Raw genomic sequence first — 17,322 nt, 5'->3', positions numbered from 1 at the left:
GCTTTTCGCTCGTGCTACGAGCGTGTTAAATCGCTCAGCCCGTCCTCGTCCTCGGGAAGACCGGCGAGGATGCGGCGGCCCGCATCCGCCGCCGCCTCGGCCGCCTGCTCCCCCAGGCCCACGATCCGCAGCGCTGCGTTCGCGATCATCGGGCCCGACTCCTCATCGATCCAGTCCGCATCCCGGCGGCGCTGCAGGATCACACTCTCGACGAGGTCGAGGACGAGCGGCGCGATGCGGCGCGACCAGGCGGGGTCCGGCGAGCACTGCGCCACCAGCTGCGCGTAGGTCTCCTGCAGCTCCGCCCGCCGTGCGTGGAACTCCGCGAAGCGCGGATCCGCCAGCTCGGGCAGCAGGTAGAGGGAGCCGACGTTCACGTCGCCGCCGGAGAGCAGGCGCACGTCGGATGCGCAGAGCGCCCAGAGTCGCGCCGCGGCCGGCTCCGGCCGGTCCAGCAGGGTGCGCGCCGTCGCGAGCGACGGGGCGACCGTGCCGAGCAGCAGCTCGAGGAGCACCTCGTGCTTCCCGGCGAAGTAGTGGTACAGCGTCGCCTGGCGGACGCCCGCCTCGCGCGCGAGTGCGTGGGTGCTCGTGCTGCCGTAGCCGGTGTCGCAGAACAGGCGGGCTCCGGCCTGCAGGATGTCCTCGCGCGTCCCGAGTCCGGTGGGCGATTCCCCCTGGGCGCGGGGACGACCGGTGGGGCGGGGCATGACGCGCTCACGCTAGCAGAGGGCCTCGCGCGGATCCGGCGGGGCTGCACGGACACGGATCCGGAGCGACTGCACGGATCCCGGCAAGCGCACGGATCCGGAGAAGCTGCACGGATCCGGAGAAGCTGCACGGATCCGGAGCCACCGGCGACACGCGGAGTCGCCGCGGCTGGTCGCCGGCGTGTTGCCGGATCCTCCGGATCCGTGACGATCCTCCGGATCCGTGGGCTCCCTCCGGATCCGTGAGCTCCCGCCGGATCCGTGAGCTTCCTTCGGATCCGTGAGCACCCTCCGGATCCGTGAGCACCCTCCGGATCCGTGAGGTTCCTCCGGATGCGTGCATGTGCCGCGGACCCCCCGCACGGCGCTCTCGCGGCAACCGAAACACGACCGAAACGTCCCCGGCACGTCGGCGACACAGCGTCCTTCCACACTCGTTTCTGTCGTTGAGCAGAAACCGGAGGGGCGATGTCGATAGAGGTGGACGCGGTCGAGGGGACCGCGACGACGCGAGGCGCGCGGGAGCACGCCCGGGCGCAGGAGGGCACGGTCGTCGAGGCTCAGCCCGCGGTTCCGGCCTGGCGGCGGGGCAGCGCGCCGGCCGGCGTCGAGCAGGAGCGGCTCGTCTGGGTCGAGCGACTCGCCGGCGGCAACTACACGCACAAGGTCCTCGCGCGGGGCACGCACCTGCGGCTCACCGACCTCACCGGAGACGCCAGCGTCTCCGTGCTGCTCTACAACGCGCTCGAGACGCACGAGCGGCTCAACGTCGCCGACACCGTCAAGGTGCAGTGGCAGGTCTACCTCGGCGGCGGCCAGCTGCTCCTCTCCGACCAAGGCCGCGTGCTCGCGAGCATCGTCGACGACACTTCGTCCCACCACGACACCGTGTTCGGCACCTCGTCGCTCGCCCGCAACACGGGCCGCTACGGCGACGGGACGGCGCACGGCGCCTCCCCCGCCGGCCGTGAGCTGTTCGTCCTCGCCGGCGCCAAGCACGGCCTCGGCCGCCGGGACATCGCCCCGAGCGTCTCGTTCTTCCAGGGCGTCCGCGTCGCCGAGGACGGATCGGGCCGGTGGCTCGGCTCCGCGGGCGCCGGCGCGACCGTCACGCTCCGACTCGAGATGCCCACGGTCGTCCTGCTCGCGAACACCGCGCATCCGCTCGACCCGCGCGAGCAGTACACCTGCGGCCCGGTCGACGTGCACGCCTGGACCGGCGAGGCGACCTCGCCCGAGGACCCGCTGTGGACCGCGACGCCCGAGGGGCGCCGCGCCTTCGACAACACCGCCGACTACCTGACCGCGAGGGGGATCGCATGACCGCCACCGACACCATCCCGGGCACCGCCGGGCGCGTGCTGCGCCGCGAGGTGATCCCGCCGCGCGGCCCGTGGTCCGCGATCCTGAAGGCCGGCGAGGTCCTCACGATCGTGGACGTCGACGGAAACCAGGCGGTCGACTTCCTCGCCTACGACGCGGACGACACCGCGAACGCCTACAGCGCCCAGACGACCCTGTCGGCTCAGGGCTCGGTGTTCCTCACGACCGGTTCCGTGCTGCGCACGGCCGAGGACGATGCCCTGCTCACCGTCGTCGCCACGGACGTCGCCCGGCACGACACCCTCGGCGGCGCCTGCTCCAAGGAGTCGAACACGCTCCGCTACGGACACCACACCTGGTCCCAGCACGCCTGCGCGGACAACTTCCTCGCCGAGCTCGCGAAGTACGGCATGGGCAAGCGCGACCAGGTGTCGAACGTCAACTGGTTCATGAACGTGCCGGTCGATCCGGACGGCGCGCTCGGCATCGTCGACGGCATCTCCTCCCCCGGCCTCAGCGTCAGCCTCCGCGCCGAGCGGGACACCCTCGTCGTCGTCTCCAACTGCCCGCAGATCAACAACCCGTGCAACGGCTTCAACCCGAGCCGGGCCGAGATGATCATCACCGCGCCGGAGGAGACCCCGTGAGCCGCTTCGACACCCTGCTCGTCGCCAACCGCGGCGAGATCGCGGTCCGCATCATCCGCACCGCGAAGAAGCTGGGCCTGCGAACCGTCGCCGTCTTCTCCGACGCCGACCGCGGAGCCGCCCACACCCTCCTCGCCGACGTCGCCGTCCATCTCGGCCCGGCGCCCGCCGCCGAGAGCTACCTGCGGGCGGACAAGATCATCGCCGCCGCGCTCGAGACGGGCGCGGGTGCAATCCACCCCGGCTACGGCTTCCTCTCCGAGAACGCCGACTTCGCCCGCGCGTGTGCGGACGCCGGCATCGTGTTCGTCGGTCCCACGCCCGAGCAGCTCGAGCTGTTCGGCACCAAGCACACGGCCCGCGACGCGGCCCGGGCCGCCGGCGTGCCGCTGCTCGAGGGGACCTCGCTGCTGCCGACCGTCGACGACGCCCTCGCGGCCGCCGAGGAGATCGGCTACCCGGTCATGCTCAAGGCGACGGCCGGCGGCGGCGGCATCGGCATGCAGGCGTGCGCGACCGCGGAGGAGCTGCGGGGCGCGTGGGACAACGTCCGGCGGCTCGCAGGCGCCAGCTTCTCCTCGTCCGGTGTGTTCCTGGAGCGCCTCATCCAGCGCGCCCGCCACGTCGAGGTCCAGGTGTTCGGCGACGGTCTCGGCACCGTCGTCACCCTCGGCGACCGCGACTGCTCCCTGCAGCGCCGCAACCAGAAGGTCGTCGAGGAGACCCCGAGCCCGGACCTGCCCGACGCCGTGCGGCAGGCGATCACGGACGCCGCCCGCCGGCTCTGCGAGTCGGTCTCGTACCGCTCGGCCGGCACGGTGGAGTACATCTACGACCCGGTCCGCCAGGAGGCCGCGTTCCTCGAGGTCAACACGCGTCTCCAGGTCGAGCACCCGGTCACGGAGGCGGTCTTCGGAGTCGACCTCGTGGAGTGGATGCTGCGCCTCGCGCAGGGCGACGCCGACGTGGTCGCCACGCCCCTGCGGCAGTCCGGCGCCGCGGTCGAGGCCCGCATCTACGCGGAGAACCCCGACCTCGGCAACCTGCCGAGCTCCGGCACGGTGACCGGGCTCGCCCTTCCCGAGAGCGCGCGCGTCGACACCTGGCTCGAGGTCGGCGCCGAGGTCAGCCCGCACTACGACCCGATGCTCGGCAAGGTGATCGTGCACGGCGAGGACCGCGCCGCCGCCTGGCGGGCGCTCGCCGACGCGCTCCACGCCACGCGCGTCGACGGCGTCGCGACCAACATCGGGATGCTGCGCGCGATCGCGGCGACGCCCGAGGTCCTCGCGGCCCGGCACTCGACCGGCACGCTGGCGCACGTCCGCGACCGCACGCCCCGGGTGGAGGTGCTCCGTTCCGGCATGCTGAGCAGCATCCAGGACCTGCCGGGCCGCATCGGGTACTGGCCGGTCGGCATCCCGCCGTCGGGTCCCATGGACGCCCTGTCGTTCCGGCTCGGCAACCGCGCGCTCGGCAACGCGGACGCCGCGCCCGGCATCGAGACGACCATGACGGGCATCGACCTCCGCTTCTCGGTCGACACCCGGGTGGTCGTCACGGGCGCCCCAGCGCCCATCACCGTGGGCGGGGAGCGCGGCGAGCCGTGGACGCCGATCACCGTGCCCGCCGGCGCGACGCTGTCGATCGGCACGGCGACGGCCGGCATGCGGACCTACGTCCTCGTCGAGGGCGGGCTCGACGTGCCGCTCGTCCTCGGCTCGGCGAGCACCTTCGACCTCGGCGAGATCGGCGGGCACGCGGGGCGCGGGCTCCGCACCGGCGACGTGGTCGCCATCCGTCGCCCCAACGTGCCGCACAAGGTGCACGAGGTGCCGGAGTCCGCCCGTCCCGTGATCCCGAAGCAGTGGCGGATCGCCGCGCTCGAGGGGCCGCACGCCGCTCCGGAGTTCTTCACTCGGGAGGACATGGAGGTGTTCTACGCCACCGACTGGGAGGTGCACTTCAACTCGGCCCGCACGGGCGTCCGGCTCACCGGCCCGAAGCCCACCTGGGCGCGCACGGACGGCGGCGAGGCCGGGTTGCACCCGTCGAACATCCACGACACTCCCTACGCCGTCGGCGCGGTGGACTACACGGGGGACCTGCCGATCCTGCTCGGTCCCGACGGCCCGAGCCTCGGCGGCTTCACGTGCCCGGCGACCGTGACGACCTCCGACCTCTGGAAGCTGGGCCAGCTGCGGCCGGGCGACACCGTCCGGTTCATCCCGGTGACGGACGAGCAGGCGATCGCCCTCCGCGCCGAGCCCGGCACTCCCCTCGAGGCCGGCCGGCCGCCGGTGCTGGACGGCGGCATCCTCTCCACCGTTCCCGAGCGGGAGGATGCCCCCGCGGTCACCCTGCGCCGCAGCGGCGACGACAACGTCCTCGTCGAGTACGGCGACATGGTGCTCGACCTCGCGGTGCGGATGCGCGTGCACGCGCTGATGGAGGGGGTGCAGCGGCGGATCGACTCGGGACTGCTCCCCGGCGTGATCGAGCTCACGCCCGGCATCCGCTCGCTGCAGGTGCACTTCGATCCCGACCTCGCGAGGGTCGCGGAGGTCGCCGAGGTGGTCCTCGACGTCGACGCCGGGCTCCCGGCCACGCGCGACCTGCGGGTGCCGAGCCGGACCGTGCACCTGCCGCTGTCCTGGGACGACCCCTCGACGCGGGAGGCGATCCGCCGCTACATGGCCGGGGTGCGCGACGACGCCCCGTGGTGCCCCTGGAACATCGAGTTCATCCGCCGCATCAACGGGCTCGACTCGGTCGAGGAGGTGTACCGCACCGTCTTCGACGCCGAGTACCTCGTCCTCGGGCTCGGGGACGTCTACCTGGGGGCGCCCGTGGCGACCCCGCTCGACCCGCGGCACCGACTGGTGACCACCAAGTACAACCCGGCCCGGACCTGGACGCCGCAGAACGCGGTCGGCATCGGCGGCGCGTACCTCTGCATCTACGGCATGGAGGGCCCGGGCGGCTACCAGTTCGTCGGCCGCACCGTGCCCGTCTGGTCGACTCTGCGCCAGCGCGGATCGTTCGAGCCCGGCGTGCCCTGGCTGCTCCGGTTCTTCGACCGCATCAAGTGGTACCCCGTCGAGCCGGAGGAGCTCGCCGAGCTGCGCGCCGACATGGCCGCCAGCCGCCACGAGCTGCGGATCGAGGAGGGCGAGTTCGCGATGGCGGACTACGAGCGCTTCCTCGAGGAGAACGCTGCGTCGATCGAGGAGTTCCGGGGTCGGCAGGCCGAGGCGTTCGGGGCGGAGCGGAACGCCTGGGAGCTCGCGGGCGAGTTCGACCGCGCGGCGGCGGCGAGCACCGCGGCACCCGTGGCCGACGTGGAGGTCCCCGACGGGGCGACCAGCGTCGAGGCGCCGTTCGCCGCGAACGTCTTCCGCATCGACGTCGCCGCGGGCGACGTGGTGGAGGCGGGTCAGACCCTGCTCGCGGTCGAGGCCATGAAGATGGAGGCGCCCGTCGTGGCTCCGATCGCGGGGCGGGTGGCACGGGTCGCGACCGAGCTGGGCGCAGAGGTCGGACCGGGCACGGTGCTCGTGGTCCTCGAGGAGGACCTCGACGAGATCGAGGACGAGGAGGAGGCCGCGTGAGCACGACGACGGCGGAGTCCACCCGCGCCGAGGAGCTCGTGGCCGAGCGCTACCGCCTCCTCGAGGAGGGCGAGCGGCCGGAAGCCTGGATCGAGCTGCGGCCGCAGGAGCAGGTGGCGGTCGAGGTGGCCGCGGTGTTCGAGCGGGTCGAGGGCGGTGAGGAGCTTCCCCTCGCCGGCGCGCTCTTCGCCGTGAAGGGCAACATCGACGTGGCGGGACTCGACACGACGGCGGCCTGCCCCGCCTTCGCGTACGGCCCGGACGAGGACGCGACGGTCGTGGCCCGGCTCCGGGCCGCGGGCGCCGTCGTCCTCGGCACGACGAACCTCGACCAGTTCGCGACGGGTCTCGTCGGCACGCGCAGCCCCTACGGCGCGGTTCGGCACGCGCGGGATGCGACGCGCATCTCGGGCGGATCGAGCAGCGGGTCCGCGGTCGCGGTCGCGCTCGGCGCCGCCGACTTCGCGCTCGGCACCGACACCGCCGGCTCCGGACGGGTGCCGGCCGCGCTGCACGGCCTCTACGGCGTGAAGCCGAGCAAGCGGTGGATCTCCGCGGCCGGTGTCGTGCCGGCCTGCCGGACGCTCGACGTCGTCACCGTGATGTCCGCGGACCTCGACCTCGCCGAGCAGGCGGTGCGCATCATGGCGGGTCCCGATCCCCGCGATCCCCGCGCCAGGAGCGCTTCCGACTCCCCCGGCGCGGCGTCCCCGGAGGTCCGCCTGGGCGTCCCGCACCCCGGCGCGCTCGGCGACCTCGCGCCGGGATGGGCGGAGCGCTACGCCGAGACGGTGGAGCGGTTCGCGGGAACAGGCGCCGAACTCGTCGAGGTCGACATCGAGCCGCTGCTCGAGGCGGCCCGGATGCTGTACTCGGGCGCCTTCGTCGCGGAGCGGTACACCGCCGTCGGCCGGTTCATCGAGCAGCACCCCGGCGAGGTCGACCCGGTCGTCGGCGCCATCATCACGCGCGCCGCGGACGTCCCGGCCTGGCGGCTCTTCGAGGACTTCGAGCGGCTCGAGGAATACGGGATCGCCGCCGCGGCGATCTTCGAGCGGGTCGACGCGCTGCTGCTGCCGACGACGGTCGAGCATCCGACCCTCGCCGAGGTCGCGGCGGAGCCGATCGCGGTGAACTCCCGGCTCGGCCGGTTCACCAACTTCGCGAACCTGCTGGACCTCGCGGCGCTCGCACTGCCCGCGGGCGAGGTCGACGGCCTGCCCTTCGGGGTCCAGCTCGTCGGCCCCTCCTTCTCCGACGCCGCGCTGGCCCGCATCGCGAGGAGGGTCGCCTCGTGAGCTACCCGGATGTGGTGCTCGCGGTCGCCGGAGCGCACCTGTCCGGCCAGCCGCTCAACGCGCAGCTGACGGACCGCGGCGCCGAGCTGGTCGGACCGGCGCGCACGGCCGCCGAGTATCGGCTGTACCTCCTGCCGACCACGCCGCCGAAGCCGGGCGTCGTCCGCGTCCCCGAGGACGGTGCGGCGCTCGAGCTCGAGCTGTGGCGGCTCAGCGCCGCCGCGTTCGGCGACTTCGTGGCCGCCCTGCCGTCACCGATGGCGATCGGGTCGGTGCTCCTCGACGACGGATCCGAGGTGCGCGGCTTCTTGGTCGAGCCCTTCGCGGTCGACGGCGCCGAGGACATCACGCGCTACGGCGGGTGGAGGGCGTTCCGCGCCGCACGCGGGTGACGCGCTCACGGGGCCGCGTGCGGCGCGGACGGCGCGGATGCGCGGGCGCCGGGTCGTACGGACGCCCGCGAGCCCGGTGCGAGGGGGCGACCGTTCGCGCGACCCGCGACGCGCGCTCGAGTCGCCGTTTCGCGTCCGGCCGGTGTCCGGAGTTGACTGGACGCATGGCGAGAGCGTGGGTGGCGACCGACTTCGGCGGGCCGGAGGTCCTCGAGGAAATCGACGCGGAGGTGGCACAGCCGGGACCCGGTGAGGTGACGATCGAGGTCCGTGCCGCAGGCATGAACCCGACCGACTACAAGCAGATCGGGCGCGAGGGCGACCGGAGCAAGCTGCCGATGCGGCTCGGACACGAGGTGTCCGGCGTGCTGTCCGCCATCGGACCGGACACCGGGATCGCCACGGGCGGCGGGGCGGTCGGCGACCCGGTGCTCGCGTTCCGGGTGCCGGGCGGGTACGCGACGGAGCTCACCGTTCCCGCGCGCGACGTGTTCGCGAAGCCGGCGAACCTGGGCTTCCCCGAGGCCGCCAACCTCCTCCTCGTCGGCACCACAGCGGCCGACATGCTCCGGCTCGTCGAGCCGCCGTCCGGATCGACGGTCCTCGTGCACGGCGCCTCCGGCTCGGTCGGCGTCAGCCTCCTCCAGCTGGCGCGGCTGCGCGGGCTGCGGGTGATCGGCACCGCGGGCGAGCGCAACTTCGACAGGGTCCGCGAGTTCGACGCCATCCCGGTCGCCTACGGCGACGGTCTCGAGCAGCGGGTGCGCGACGCCGCGCCGGAGGGCATCGCCGCGTCCTTCGACACGGTCGGCACCGAGGAGGCGATCGACGTCTCGCTCGCCGTGACCCCGGACAGGGACCGGATCGTCACGATCGCCGCGTTCGAGCGCGGCAAGCAGGAGGGCATCCACGTGACCGGCGGCGGACGGCCGGACAGCAAGGCGTTCCGCGACGAGGTGCGCGGCGAGCTCGTCCGGCTCGCAGCCGAGGGGAAGCTCGTGGTGCCCATGAGCCGGACGTTCCCCTTCGGCGAGGCGCCGGCGGCGCTCGAGGTGCTGAGGAGCACGCATCCGGGCGGCAAGCTCGCCCTCGTCCGCTGAGGCGGCGCGGGGTCATGGGTGCATCGGCCGTGCCCTCCGCCGCTCACGGGCTGAGGGTTCGGCCACCCGCCCGCGCAGGCCCCACCAGATCACCGTCGAGGTTCGACCCGGTGCGTGCGCGGATCAGGAGATCCGGCGCCCGGCACGGCGTGTCGTCCTGAACCGCGACGGAAACCGATCAGCGGTCCTGATCGGCGTGCAATCTCCTGATCCGCGCAGGAGTCCCCGCGGCCGGGCGGTCCTGATTTGCGCGGGCAGCGCTAGCGGACCGCCTCGTCGGGCTGGGGCTGGGCCGAGTCCAGCTCGCCCATCGAGGTGTCCGGCGACCGGCGGCTCATCCGCTCCGCGACGCGCTCGGGCACCCGCTCCGAGACCGGGCGGTGCGTCTGCCGCCGGCGCCCGCTCGCCGCGTCCTGCGACTCGCTCGACTCGTCGTCCGGGGGCGGCAGGGTCGCGACGATCGGGATCGGCTCCGTGTACGTCGGGACCGAGGGGACCATGAGCGAGCCGTCGTCGCGGCGGCGGCGCACCTTCGGGCTGAGGCCCGGGCTGCCGGCCACGAGCGGACCCTGGTCCGGAAGCGGAATGTCGGCGTCGACGCCCGGCGCCACCTGGTACGGCACGCCCCGCACGAAGAAGGACACCGGGTCCTCCCCCTCGACGACGCGGACCCGCATGGACTTCGCCCGGAGGATCACCTCGATCCGGGTGCCGTGCCAGATCAGCTTGTAGACGAGCTCCGGCCAGGACGCCGGCAGCCGCGGATCGAACGTGAGGACGCCGTCGTAGTCCCGCATGCCGCCGAAGCCGCTGACGAGCGCGCTCCACACGCCGCCGCACGAGGCGACGTGCACCCCGTCGCGGGTGTTCTTGTGCAGGTCCGCCAGGTCCACGAAGAGGCTGTGCAGGAAGTACTCGAGCGCGAGGTCCTGGTAGCCGATCTCCGCCGCGACGATCGACTGCACGACGTTCGACAGGGTCGAGTCGCCGGTCGTGATCGGGTCGTAGTACTCGAAGTCCGCGAGCTTCTCCTCGCGCGTGAAGTGGTTCCCGAGCAGGAACAGCGCGAGCACGACGTCCGCCTGCTTGAGCACCTGGAACCGGTAGATCACGAGCGGGTGGTAGTGCAGGAGGAGCGGCTTCATCTCCTCCGGCGTGCTCGACAGGTCCCAGACCTCGCGCTCGAGGAAGTGCGCGTCCTGCGGATGGATGCCGAGCGCCTCGGAGTACGGGATCGCCATGGCCGCGGCGGCGCGCTCCCACTCGTCCAGCTCCTCCTCGCGGAGGTTCAGCCGGGCCACCATGCGGGTGTACGCCTCGGGACGCAGCTCGGCGAGCTCGCGCACGCTCCGCGCCGCGTAGATGAGGTTGAAGCGCGCCATGACGTTCGTGAACAGGTTGTCGTTCACGACGGTCGTGTACTCGTCGGGGCCCGTGACGCCGTGGATGTGGAACGTCTCGCCGCCGTTGCTGCGCCAGAAGCCGAGCGTGAACCACATCCGCGCCGTCTCGACCGCGATGTCGATCGCGCCGTTGGCGAGGAACGCGATGTCCGCGGTCGCGTGCATGAACTTCGCGAGCGCATACGTGATGTCCGCGTTGATGTGGTACTGCGCGGTGCCGGCCGCGTAGTAGGCGGACGCCTCCTCGCCGTTGATCGTGCGCCAGGGGAAGAGCGCGCCGTCCTCGTTCAGCATCCGGGCCCTCGCGCGGGCGCGCGGGAGCATCTCCTGGCGGGCCCGCAGCGCGTTCCGAGCCCAGAGCGGGCTCGTGTACGCGAGGAAGGGCAGCATGTAGACCTCGGTGTCCCAGAAGTAGTGGCCGCCGTAGCCGCTGCCGGTGACACCCTTCGCGGGGATGCCGAGGCCGTCGGCTCGCGCGGTCGCCTGCGCGAGCTGGAAGAGGTTCCAGCGCACGGCCTGGGCCACCTCGGGCTGCCCCGGGATGTCGACGTCCGAGCGCCACCAGTACGCGTCCAGCCACTCCCGCTGGCGCTTGTAGAGGGACGGGATCCCCTCGGTCGCCGCGCGATCGAGGGTCCGCTGGCAGCGGTCGATGAGCTCGCGGGTCGGGGTGGTCGGCGACGAGTGGTACGCCACGATCTTCGTGACCCGCACCGGCACTCCGCGCCGCGCCTGGACGCTGAACACGTTCTTCGCGAGGTCCGGCTGGATGGTGCTCTCCGAGCGCCACTCGTTCCGCGTCTCGATCACGTGGTCGGCGGCCACCGCGACGCGCATGCCCGAATTCGCGACCCGGTAGCTGAGGACGCTGCGGTCCCCGCGCTGCCAGTACTCGCCGGGCAGGAGCACCCGGTCGTTGATCCGCTCCGCTCGGCGGGGGTCGATCTCCTCGTGCTCCTCGCCGCCGTGGCCGTACTCGTCCTCGCCGTCCTGCCGGTTGATGAGCTGGCAGGAGATCGTCATCGGGGCGTCCGCGTCGAGCAGCTCCGCCTCGAGCGTCATGACCGCGAGGTGGCGCTCGGGGAAGGAGACCATCCGGCTCGTGACCACCCGCACCCGCTTGCCGGCGGGCGTCAGCCAGAGGAGTTCGCGGTGCAGGACGCCCGTGCGGAAGTCGAGGACGCGCTCGTAGGAGAGGAGATCCGCGTCGTCGAGCGCGAGCGGCTCATCGTCGACGTAGAGGCGCATGACCTTGCTGTCGGGCGCATTGACGATCGTCTGGCCCACCTCGGCGAACCCGTAGGCCTGCTCCGCGTGGCGGATCCTCCACGTCTCGTGCAGCCCGTTGAGGAACGTCCCGTGCTCGTGCGCGACGCGGCCCTCGGCGCTGTTGCCGCGCATCCCGAGGAAGCCGTTGCCGACCGCGAACAGCGTCTCGGACAGGGGCATCGCCTCGGGGTGGTAGACGACCTCGCGGAGGGCCCAGGGGTCCACCGGGAACCGGTCCCGATCGAGCGTCGGCCGTTTCGAGGTCGGCTTGTGGTCGCTCATGACTCCCCCTTCACGAGGACCCCCAGATCCTCGACCACGACGTCGGCGCCCGCGTCCTTGAGCGCCTTCTCCCCCACGCCGCGGTTCACGCCAATCACAAGGCCGAAGTTGCCGGCGCGGCCCGCCGCCACGCCGGAGATCGCGTCCTCTACCACGACGCTGGCGGCGGGATCGCTGCCGAGCGCGCGGGCCGCGTACACGAACATGTCGCCCGCGGGCTTGCCCGCCAGGTGCTCCCGGGTGGCGACCTCGCCGTCGACGACGACCGGGAAGAGGTCCCGGAGGTGTGCCCCGACCAGGACCCGCTCGGCGTTCTTCGAGCTCGAAACCACGGCCATCGGGGTCCCCTCGGCCCGGAGGCGGTCGAGCAGCGCGAGCGAGCCGGGGTAGGGCTCGACGCCCTCCTCGTCGAGGATGCGCGAGAAGACGTCGTTCTTGCGGTTGCCGATGCCGCAGACGGTGTCGGCGCTCGACGGGTCGTCGGGGGTGCCCCACGGGACGACGATGCCCCGCGACTCGAGCAGGCCCGCGACGCCGTCGTAGCGCTTCTTGCCGTCCAGGTACCGGAAGTAGTCGTCGTCCGTGTACGGCTCGGACACGCGCTTGGCGGTGAAGAGCTCCTCGAACATGGCCCGCCAGGCGTGCATGTGGAGGTCGGCCGTCGGCGTGAGCACGCCGTCGAGGTCGAAGAGGACGGCCTGATAGCCGTCGAGGCTCGGGAGGGAACTCAACGGGGGCTCCGAAGGTGGGCGCGGAATCGGGTGGGATCGGGTCAGCGGCTCCGGGGACGCTGGTCGAGGCGGGAAGGGCCGCTGGGGCGTCCCTGGCCGGGAGATCAGGCCGCGGCGATCAGCGGCGGGGCCAGGCAGAACGATACTCCGCCGCGGAGATTCGCCCGGTGAGGCGCCCCCGGGTTGACGCGGCCTGCGACGGCCAACTGCCCCCGGCGCAAGGGCCGGAGGTCCGCGTCCTCGCTCCGCCCCTCCCGCCCCCTTCCGCGGCTCCGCCACGCCCCCGTATTGCAGGGGCAGAACAGGAACGTTGCACCTGCGGGAACGATCCCACCCGTGCTGTCCGCCTCACTAGCGTCGCTGCCGTCCCTAACCCGACCGGCGATCGGCGCCGGCCTGCTTCCCGAGGAGTTCTTCCGTGTCTTCCGACTCGACCCTGTCATCCGCTCTCGCAGACGCGCTGCGCGCCGCCGGCGCCTCCACCGTCCTGCTTCCGGCCGACGCCGGCTTCCGCGAGGAGCTGCGTGTCTTCAACCTGCACACCCGGCACGATCCCGACGTCGTCGTCGCGGCCCGCTCGGCCGAGGACGTCGCCGCCGCGCTGCGGGTGGCGCAGGAGCGGGAGGTGCCCGTGACCGCTCTGGGCCTCGGCCACGGCGTCCTCGCCGACACCGAGGGCGGCATCGCGATCTCGACGCGCGGTCTCGCCTCCGTCCAGCTCGACCTCGATGACCGCGTGGTCCGCGTGGGCGCCGGCACGCCCTGGAAAGAGGTGGTCGAGACGGTGACCCCGCACGGACTCGCGGTCCTCTGCGGATCGAGCCCCGAGGTCGGGGTCGTCGGCTACGTCCTCGGCGGGGGCATGGGACCGATCGCCCGCAGCTACGGCTTCACCGCGGACCACATCCGCTCGATCGAGATCGTCACCCCCGCCGACGGGCTCGTCGTGGCCTCGGCCGACAGCAACCCCGAGCTGTTCTGGGCGCTCCGCGGCGGCGGGAAGCTCGGCTTCGGTGTCGTCACCGCGGTCACGCTGCACGCGTTCCCGATCGAGACGATCTACGGCGGCGGCCTCTTCTACGGGACCGAGGACGTGAAGGCGGTCCTCGACGCGTTCAGCTCCTGGTCCGCGGCCCTGCCGGTCACGGCGAGCGCCTCGATCGCGATCATGAACCTCCCGCCGCTGCCGGAGCTGCCGGAGCCCCTCCGCGGCCGGTACGTCGCCCACCTCCGCTTCGCCTCGGTGGACGACGCCGACGAGGCCGAGGAGGTCCTCGCCCCGATGCGCGCGGTCGCGACGCCCCTCATCGACGCCGTCGGTGTGCTTCCGTACTCGCAGATCGGTCTCATCCACAACGACCCGACGGAGCCGATGCCGGGCAACGAGGGCGGGATGCTGCTCACCTCGCTTCGCCAGGAGACGATCGACACCCTCTACTCGGTGTTCGGCCCGGGCGCCCAGCTGCCGCTCGTGGGGATCGAGATCCGCACGCTCGGCGGCCGGCTCGCGGAGCAGCCGCTCGAGCCGAACGCGGTCAGCGGCCGCGACGCGGCGTACAGCGTGTTCGTGCTGGGGGCTCCGGTTCCCGAGCTGCTCGACACGGCGGTCCCTCAGGCCATCGGCGCCGTCTTCGCGGCGCTCGAGCCGTGGCGCGCCGACGAGCTGCTGATTAATTTCGTGGGCCGCGCCAACGGCCCCGACGTCCTCGACCGCGTCTGGCGGCCCGAGGTCGTGGAGCGCCTGCACGCCCTCCGCCGGGCCGCGGACCCGAACGGCATCCTCGCCGGACCCCGCGCCGGCGTCCTCACCCGCTGAGGGGCGGGCGCCCCGGCTCGGGCGTCGCCGTGCGGCGCACCGCCCGAGCCGGGACGCGCTCACCTCCTTGCGCTCAGCAGGCAGGATCGCCGCGAACAGGCTCCGTGGCGGCGTGTCCTGCTGTTGAAGCCCGAACTGCCTGTTGAGCGCCAGGGGACCGCCTGTCGAGCGCGAGGGGAGGGAGGAGCCGGATCACTCAGACTCGCGGGCCTTGCGCGTCGCCCGGTTGTTGGCCTTCTGGATGGCGTCGACGAGCTCGTCCTTGGTCATCGACGAGCGCCCGGAGATGTCGAGCCGCTTCGCGACGTCGAGCAGGTGCTGCTTCGAGGCGTTGGCGTCGACGCCGCCCTGGGTCTCCCCCGGCGAGTCCGCGCCGCCTGCGGCCTTCCTGTCCGACGGTCCGCGCTCCTCCTTCTCCTCCCAGTGGTCGCCGACCTTCTCGTAGGAGTGCTTCAGCGAGGCGAACGCGGTCCGCCGCGCCCGCTCGCCCTCCCCGTAGGTCTCCTCGGCGGACTCGAGCGTCTTCTCGAAGATCTCCTGCGCATGCTTGGGCGACCGCTTCAGGGTCGACGGCAGGTCGTCCTCTCTGTCGGGCATTGCTCCTCCTCGCGGGATCCGGTTCAGTCCTGACCGGGATCGGTGATGACCCCGGTGGGCTCCTCGTCGTCGCGGACGGTGTGCCGGGATCCCAGTTCCTCGGCCAGCGCCCGGCCGGCCTCGATCGCCTCGTCCCTGCTGGAGAAGCTCGAGGAGCGCGCACTGTCGCCCTCCACGGAGTTCACCCACTGTCCGCGCTTGTTGATCGTCTCCACGTCGCCGTCCGCCACAGGAACCTCCTCGCGTCGCCTCCAGCCAACTCCGCCCGGACCAGGGACGGAACCCCTTGCGTGCTCCCTCGAACTGGGGGCGAAAACGGGGATAGCAGAAACATTGCAGTGCGCGCGGCGGTCCCCTCCCGGCACCGGAGCGTCAATAGCCTCGCTCCCGTGGCCGACGAGAGGCCGCCTCCGCCGACATTCAAGGAAGACACCCATGAGCAGCTCCGCCCCCGCCCCCGTCCAGACCACCCCCGCGGCCGTTCCCGGCAAGGGACTCGGCATCGCCGGCCTGGTCCTCGCGTTCCTCGTGCCGCTCGTCGGCCTGATCCTCAGCATCATCGCCAAGTCGCAGTCGAAGAAGGCCGGCTACCCGAACGGTCCCGCGACCGCCGGCATCTGGATCTCGATCGTCCTCATGGTGCTCGGCGCCATCCTGATCGGCATCTCGATCTGGCTCGGCGTCGCCGCCACGAACAACGTCGTCGCCATCTGCAACGAGCTGGGCGAGGGCGTCTGGGAGGTCGACGGCGTCACCTACACCTGCGGCTGACCGCTCCCGCACGACCCGGAAGGGCCCTCGGACACGCTCCGGGGGCCCTTCCGTTTTCCCGCGGACCCGGCGAGAGGGAAGGATGTCCTGTACGAGTCGAGGAGGAAGCGTGACGACGGTCAGCGCCGGGACGAACTGGGCAGGCAACTACGAGTACCGCGCGGCCACCGTGCACTCGCCGCGGAGCGTCGACGAGCTGCAGGAGGTGGTCCGCCGCTCGCCCGCGATCCGCGCGCTCGGCAGCCGGCACTCCTTCAACGACCTGGCCGACAGCCCCGGCGACCTCGTGTCGCTCGCGTCCATGCCGGCCGAGGTGACCGTCGACGAGCAGTTGCGGACGGTCCGGGTCAACGCGGGGGCGAGCTACGGCGCCGTCGCCGGTGAGCTCAACGAGGCGGGCTGGGCCCTCGGCAACCTCGCGTCCCTCCCCCACATCTCGATCGCGGGCGCGATCGCCACAGGCACCCACGGCTCCGGCCTCCGCAACGGCTCGCTCGCGGAGGCCGTCACGGCGGTCGAGCTCGTGGACGGGACCGGCGAGCTGCGCCGCTTTGCCCGCGACGCCGACGACGACTTCCCGGGAACCGTGGTCGCGCTCGGCGCCCTCGGCGTGCTGACCGCGGTGGAGCTGCGCGTGGAGCCGACCTACGAGGTGGCGCAGCACGTGTTCGACGGCCTGCCGCTGGCGGCCGCCCTCGAGAGCTTCCCCGAGGTGATGGGCGCCGCGTACAGCGTCAGCCTGTTCACCTCCTGGCGGGAGCCGCTGATCGACCAGGTCTGGGTGAAGCGCCGCACCGGCGAGCCTGAGCCGGGCGGCGACTTCTTCGGTGCGACGCCCGCACCGGTCGACCGGCACCCGATCGCCAGCATGCCGTCGCTCAACGCGACGCCGCAGCTCGGCGTCCCCGGCCCCTGGCTGGACCGGCTCCCGCACTTCAAGCTCGCGTTCACCCCGAGCGCCGGTGAGGAGCTCCAGTCGGAGTACCTGCTGCCGTTCGAGCACGGCGTCGAGGCGCTGCAGGCGGTCGCATCGATCGCCGACCGGATCGCGCCCCTCCTCCAGATCTCCGAGATCCGATCGGTGCGCGGCGACGACCTCTGGCTGAGCCCCGCGTACGGTGCCGACGCGGTCGCGCTGCACTTCACGTGGGTGCAGGACCAGCCCGCGGTGACCGCGCTCCTGCCCGAGCTGGAGCGGGCGCTCGCGCCGTTCTCCGCCCGTCCCCACTGGGGCAAGCTCTTCGAGCTCGGGGCCGGACAGATCTCGGGCCTCTACCCGAGGATCGGCGACTTCACCCGCATCGCGGGCTCGCTCGACCCCGACCTCAAGTTCCGGAACGCGTACCTCGACCGCGTGATCTTCGGATAGCCG

At 72.6% G+C, this 17,322-nt stretch carries 14 protein-coding genes; 9 read left to right on the top strand and 5 right to left on the bottom strand.

Features of this window, described 5'->3' with window-relative positions; all coding sequences use genetic code 11:
- Positions 1 to 14 precede the first annotated feature (14 nt).
- A complete protein-coding gene (locus tag J3P30_RS13375) occupies positions 15 to 710 on the bottom strand; it encodes a TetR/AcrR family transcriptional regulator (protein WP_210481500.1) in 696 nt (231 codons plus the stop codon).
- Between the two features lie 468 nt (positions 711 to 1,178).
- Between J3P30_RS13375 and J3P30_RS13370 the strand changes: the two genes are divergently transcribed.
- From J3P30_RS13370 to J3P30_RS13345, 6 genes are all read left to right on the top strand, one after another.
- Positions 1,179 to 2,033: an urea amidolyase associated protein UAAP1 gene (locus tag J3P30_RS13370; protein WP_210481499.1), complete on the top strand. Its 855-nt coding sequence runs from the start codon at positions 1,179 to 1,181 to the stop codon at positions 2,031 to 2,033.
- On the top strand, positions 2,030 to 2,680 hold the full coding sequence (locus J3P30_RS13365; protein WP_210481498.1) for an urea amidolyase associated protein UAAP2: 651 nt from the start codon (positions 2,030 to 2,032) through the stop codon (positions 2,678 to 2,680). Before J3P30_RS13370 ends, J3P30_RS13365 begins: the two co-directional genes overlap by 4 nt.
- The gene (uca, locus tag J3P30_RS13360) at positions 2,677 to 6,291 is read left to right on the top strand and encodes an urea carboxylase (RefSeq protein WP_210481497.1); all 3,615 of its coding nucleotides are present in this window, start codon (positions 2,677 to 2,679) and stop codon (positions 6,289 to 6,291) included. Before J3P30_RS13365 ends, uca begins: the two co-directional genes overlap by 4 nt.
- The gene (gene atzF / locus J3P30_RS13355) at positions 6,288 to 7,589 is read left to right on the top strand and encodes an allophanate hydrolase (RefSeq protein WP_210481496.1); all 1,302 of its coding nucleotides are present in this window, start codon (positions 6,288 to 6,290) and stop codon (positions 7,587 to 7,589) included. The genes uca and atzF overlap by 4 nt, the downstream gene beginning before the upstream one ends.
- On the top strand, positions 7,586 to 7,981 hold the full coding sequence (locus tag J3P30_RS13350; protein ID WP_210481495.1) for a hypothetical protein: 396 nt from the start codon (positions 7,586 to 7,588) through the stop codon (positions 7,979 to 7,981). The genes atzF and J3P30_RS13350 overlap by 4 nt, the downstream gene beginning before the upstream one ends.
- Before the next feature lie 164 nt (positions 7,982 to 8,145).
- Positions 8,146 to 9,081 (top strand): NADP-dependent oxidoreductase, encoded by a 936-nt coding sequence (locus J3P30_RS13345; protein ID WP_210481494.1) that lies wholly within the window; start codon positions 8,146 to 8,148, stop codon positions 9,079 to 9,081.
- A 260-nt stretch (positions 9,082 to 9,341) separates the two neighbouring features.
- On the opposite strand, the gene J3P30_RS13340 is transcribed toward J3P30_RS13345, so the two are convergent.
- Positions 9,342 to 12,035 carry a glycoside hydrolase family 65 protein gene (locus J3P30_RS13340; RefSeq protein WP_210481493.1) on the bottom strand — a complete coding sequence of 898 codons (2,694 nt, stop codon included), beginning with the start codon at positions 12,033 to 12,035 and terminating at the stop codon, positions 9,342 to 9,344.
- The gene (locus tag J3P30_RS13335) at positions 12,032 to 12,766 is read right to left on the bottom strand and encodes an HAD family phosphatase (RefSeq protein WP_210481492.1); all 735 of its coding nucleotides are present in this window, start codon (positions 12,764 to 12,766) and stop codon (positions 12,032 to 12,034) included. The genes J3P30_RS13340 and J3P30_RS13335 overlap by 4 nt, the downstream gene beginning before the upstream one ends.
- A gap of 418 nt (positions 12,767 to 13,184) precedes the next feature.
- Here J3P30_RS13335 and J3P30_RS13330 point away from each other — a divergent pair, with 418 nt between their 5' ends.
- Positions 13,185 to 14,582: an FAD-binding oxidoreductase gene (locus tag J3P30_RS13330; protein WP_210481491.1), complete on the top strand. Its 1,398-nt coding sequence runs from the start codon at positions 13,185 to 13,187 to the stop codon at positions 14,580 to 14,582.
- Between the two features lie 192 nt (positions 14,583 to 14,774).
- Here the strand turns inward: J3P30_RS13330 and J3P30_RS13325 are convergent, their stop codons facing one another.
- A complete protein-coding gene (locus J3P30_RS13325) occupies positions 14,775 to 15,179 on the bottom strand; it encodes a ChaB family protein (RefSeq protein WP_210481490.1) in 405 nt (134 codons plus the stop codon).
- Positions 15,180 to 15,202: 23 nt separating this feature from the next.
- Positions 15,203 to 15,409 carry a DUF2188 domain-containing protein gene (locus tag J3P30_RS15650; protein WP_210481489.1) on the bottom strand — a complete coding sequence of 69 codons (207 nt, stop codon included), beginning with the start codon at positions 15,407 to 15,409 and terminating at the stop codon, positions 15,203 to 15,205.
- 205 nt (positions 15,410 to 15,614) lie between these two features.
- On the opposite strand from J3P30_RS15650, the gene J3P30_RS13315 reads away from it, so the two are divergent.
- Both J3P30_RS13315 and J3P30_RS13310 read left to right on the top strand, forming a co-directional pair.
- A complete protein-coding gene (locus J3P30_RS13315) occupies positions 15,615 to 15,950 on the top strand; it encodes a hypothetical protein (protein WP_210481488.1) in 336 nt (111 codons plus the stop codon).
- Between the two features lie 109 nt (positions 15,951 to 16,059).
- Entirely contained in the window at positions 16,060 to 17,319 is a 1,260-nt protein-coding gene (locus tag J3P30_RS13310; protein WP_210481487.1) for an FAD-binding protein, read from the top strand.
- The last annotated feature ends 3 nt before the right edge of the window (positions 17,320 to 17,322 follow it).

The organism is Naasia sp. SYSU D00948 (genome assembly GCF_017916515.1).
Taxonomy (GTDB): Bacteria; Actinomycetota; Actinomycetes; order Actinomycetales; family Microbacteriaceae; genus Naasia.
This window is presented reverse-complemented; position numbering and strand designations above follow the sequence as displayed.

Excerpts from the sequence above, each read along its gene's own strand:
- J3P30_RS13370 (WP_210481499.1), top strand. The coding sequence starts at position 1,179 with ATGTCGATAGAGGTGGACGCGGTCGAGGGGACCGCGACGACGCGAGGC.
- J3P30_RS13325 (WP_210481490.1), bottom strand. The coding sequence starts at position 15,179 with ATGCCCGACAGAGAGGACGACCTGCCGTCGACCCTGAAGCGGTCGCCC.
- J3P30_RS13365 (WP_210481498.1), top strand. The coding sequence starts at position 2,030 with ATGACCGCCACCGACACCATCCCGGGCACCGCCGGGCGCGTGCTGCGC.
- J3P30_RS13340 (WP_210481493.1), bottom strand. The coding sequence starts at position 12,035 with ATGAGCGACCACAAGCCGACCTCGAAACGGCCGACGCTCGATCGGGAC.
- J3P30_RS13315 (WP_210481488.1), top strand. The coding sequence starts at position 15,615 with ATGAGCAGCTCCGCCCCCGCCCCCGTCCAGACCACCCCCGCGGCCGTT.
- J3P30_RS13375 (WP_210481500.1), bottom strand. The coding sequence starts at position 710 with ATGCCCCGCCCCACCGGTCGTCCCCGCGCCCAGGGGGAATCGCCCACC.
- J3P30_RS13345 (WP_210481494.1), top strand. The coding sequence starts at position 8,146 with ATGGCGAGAGCGTGGGTGGCGACCGACTTCGGCGGGCCGGAGGTCCTC.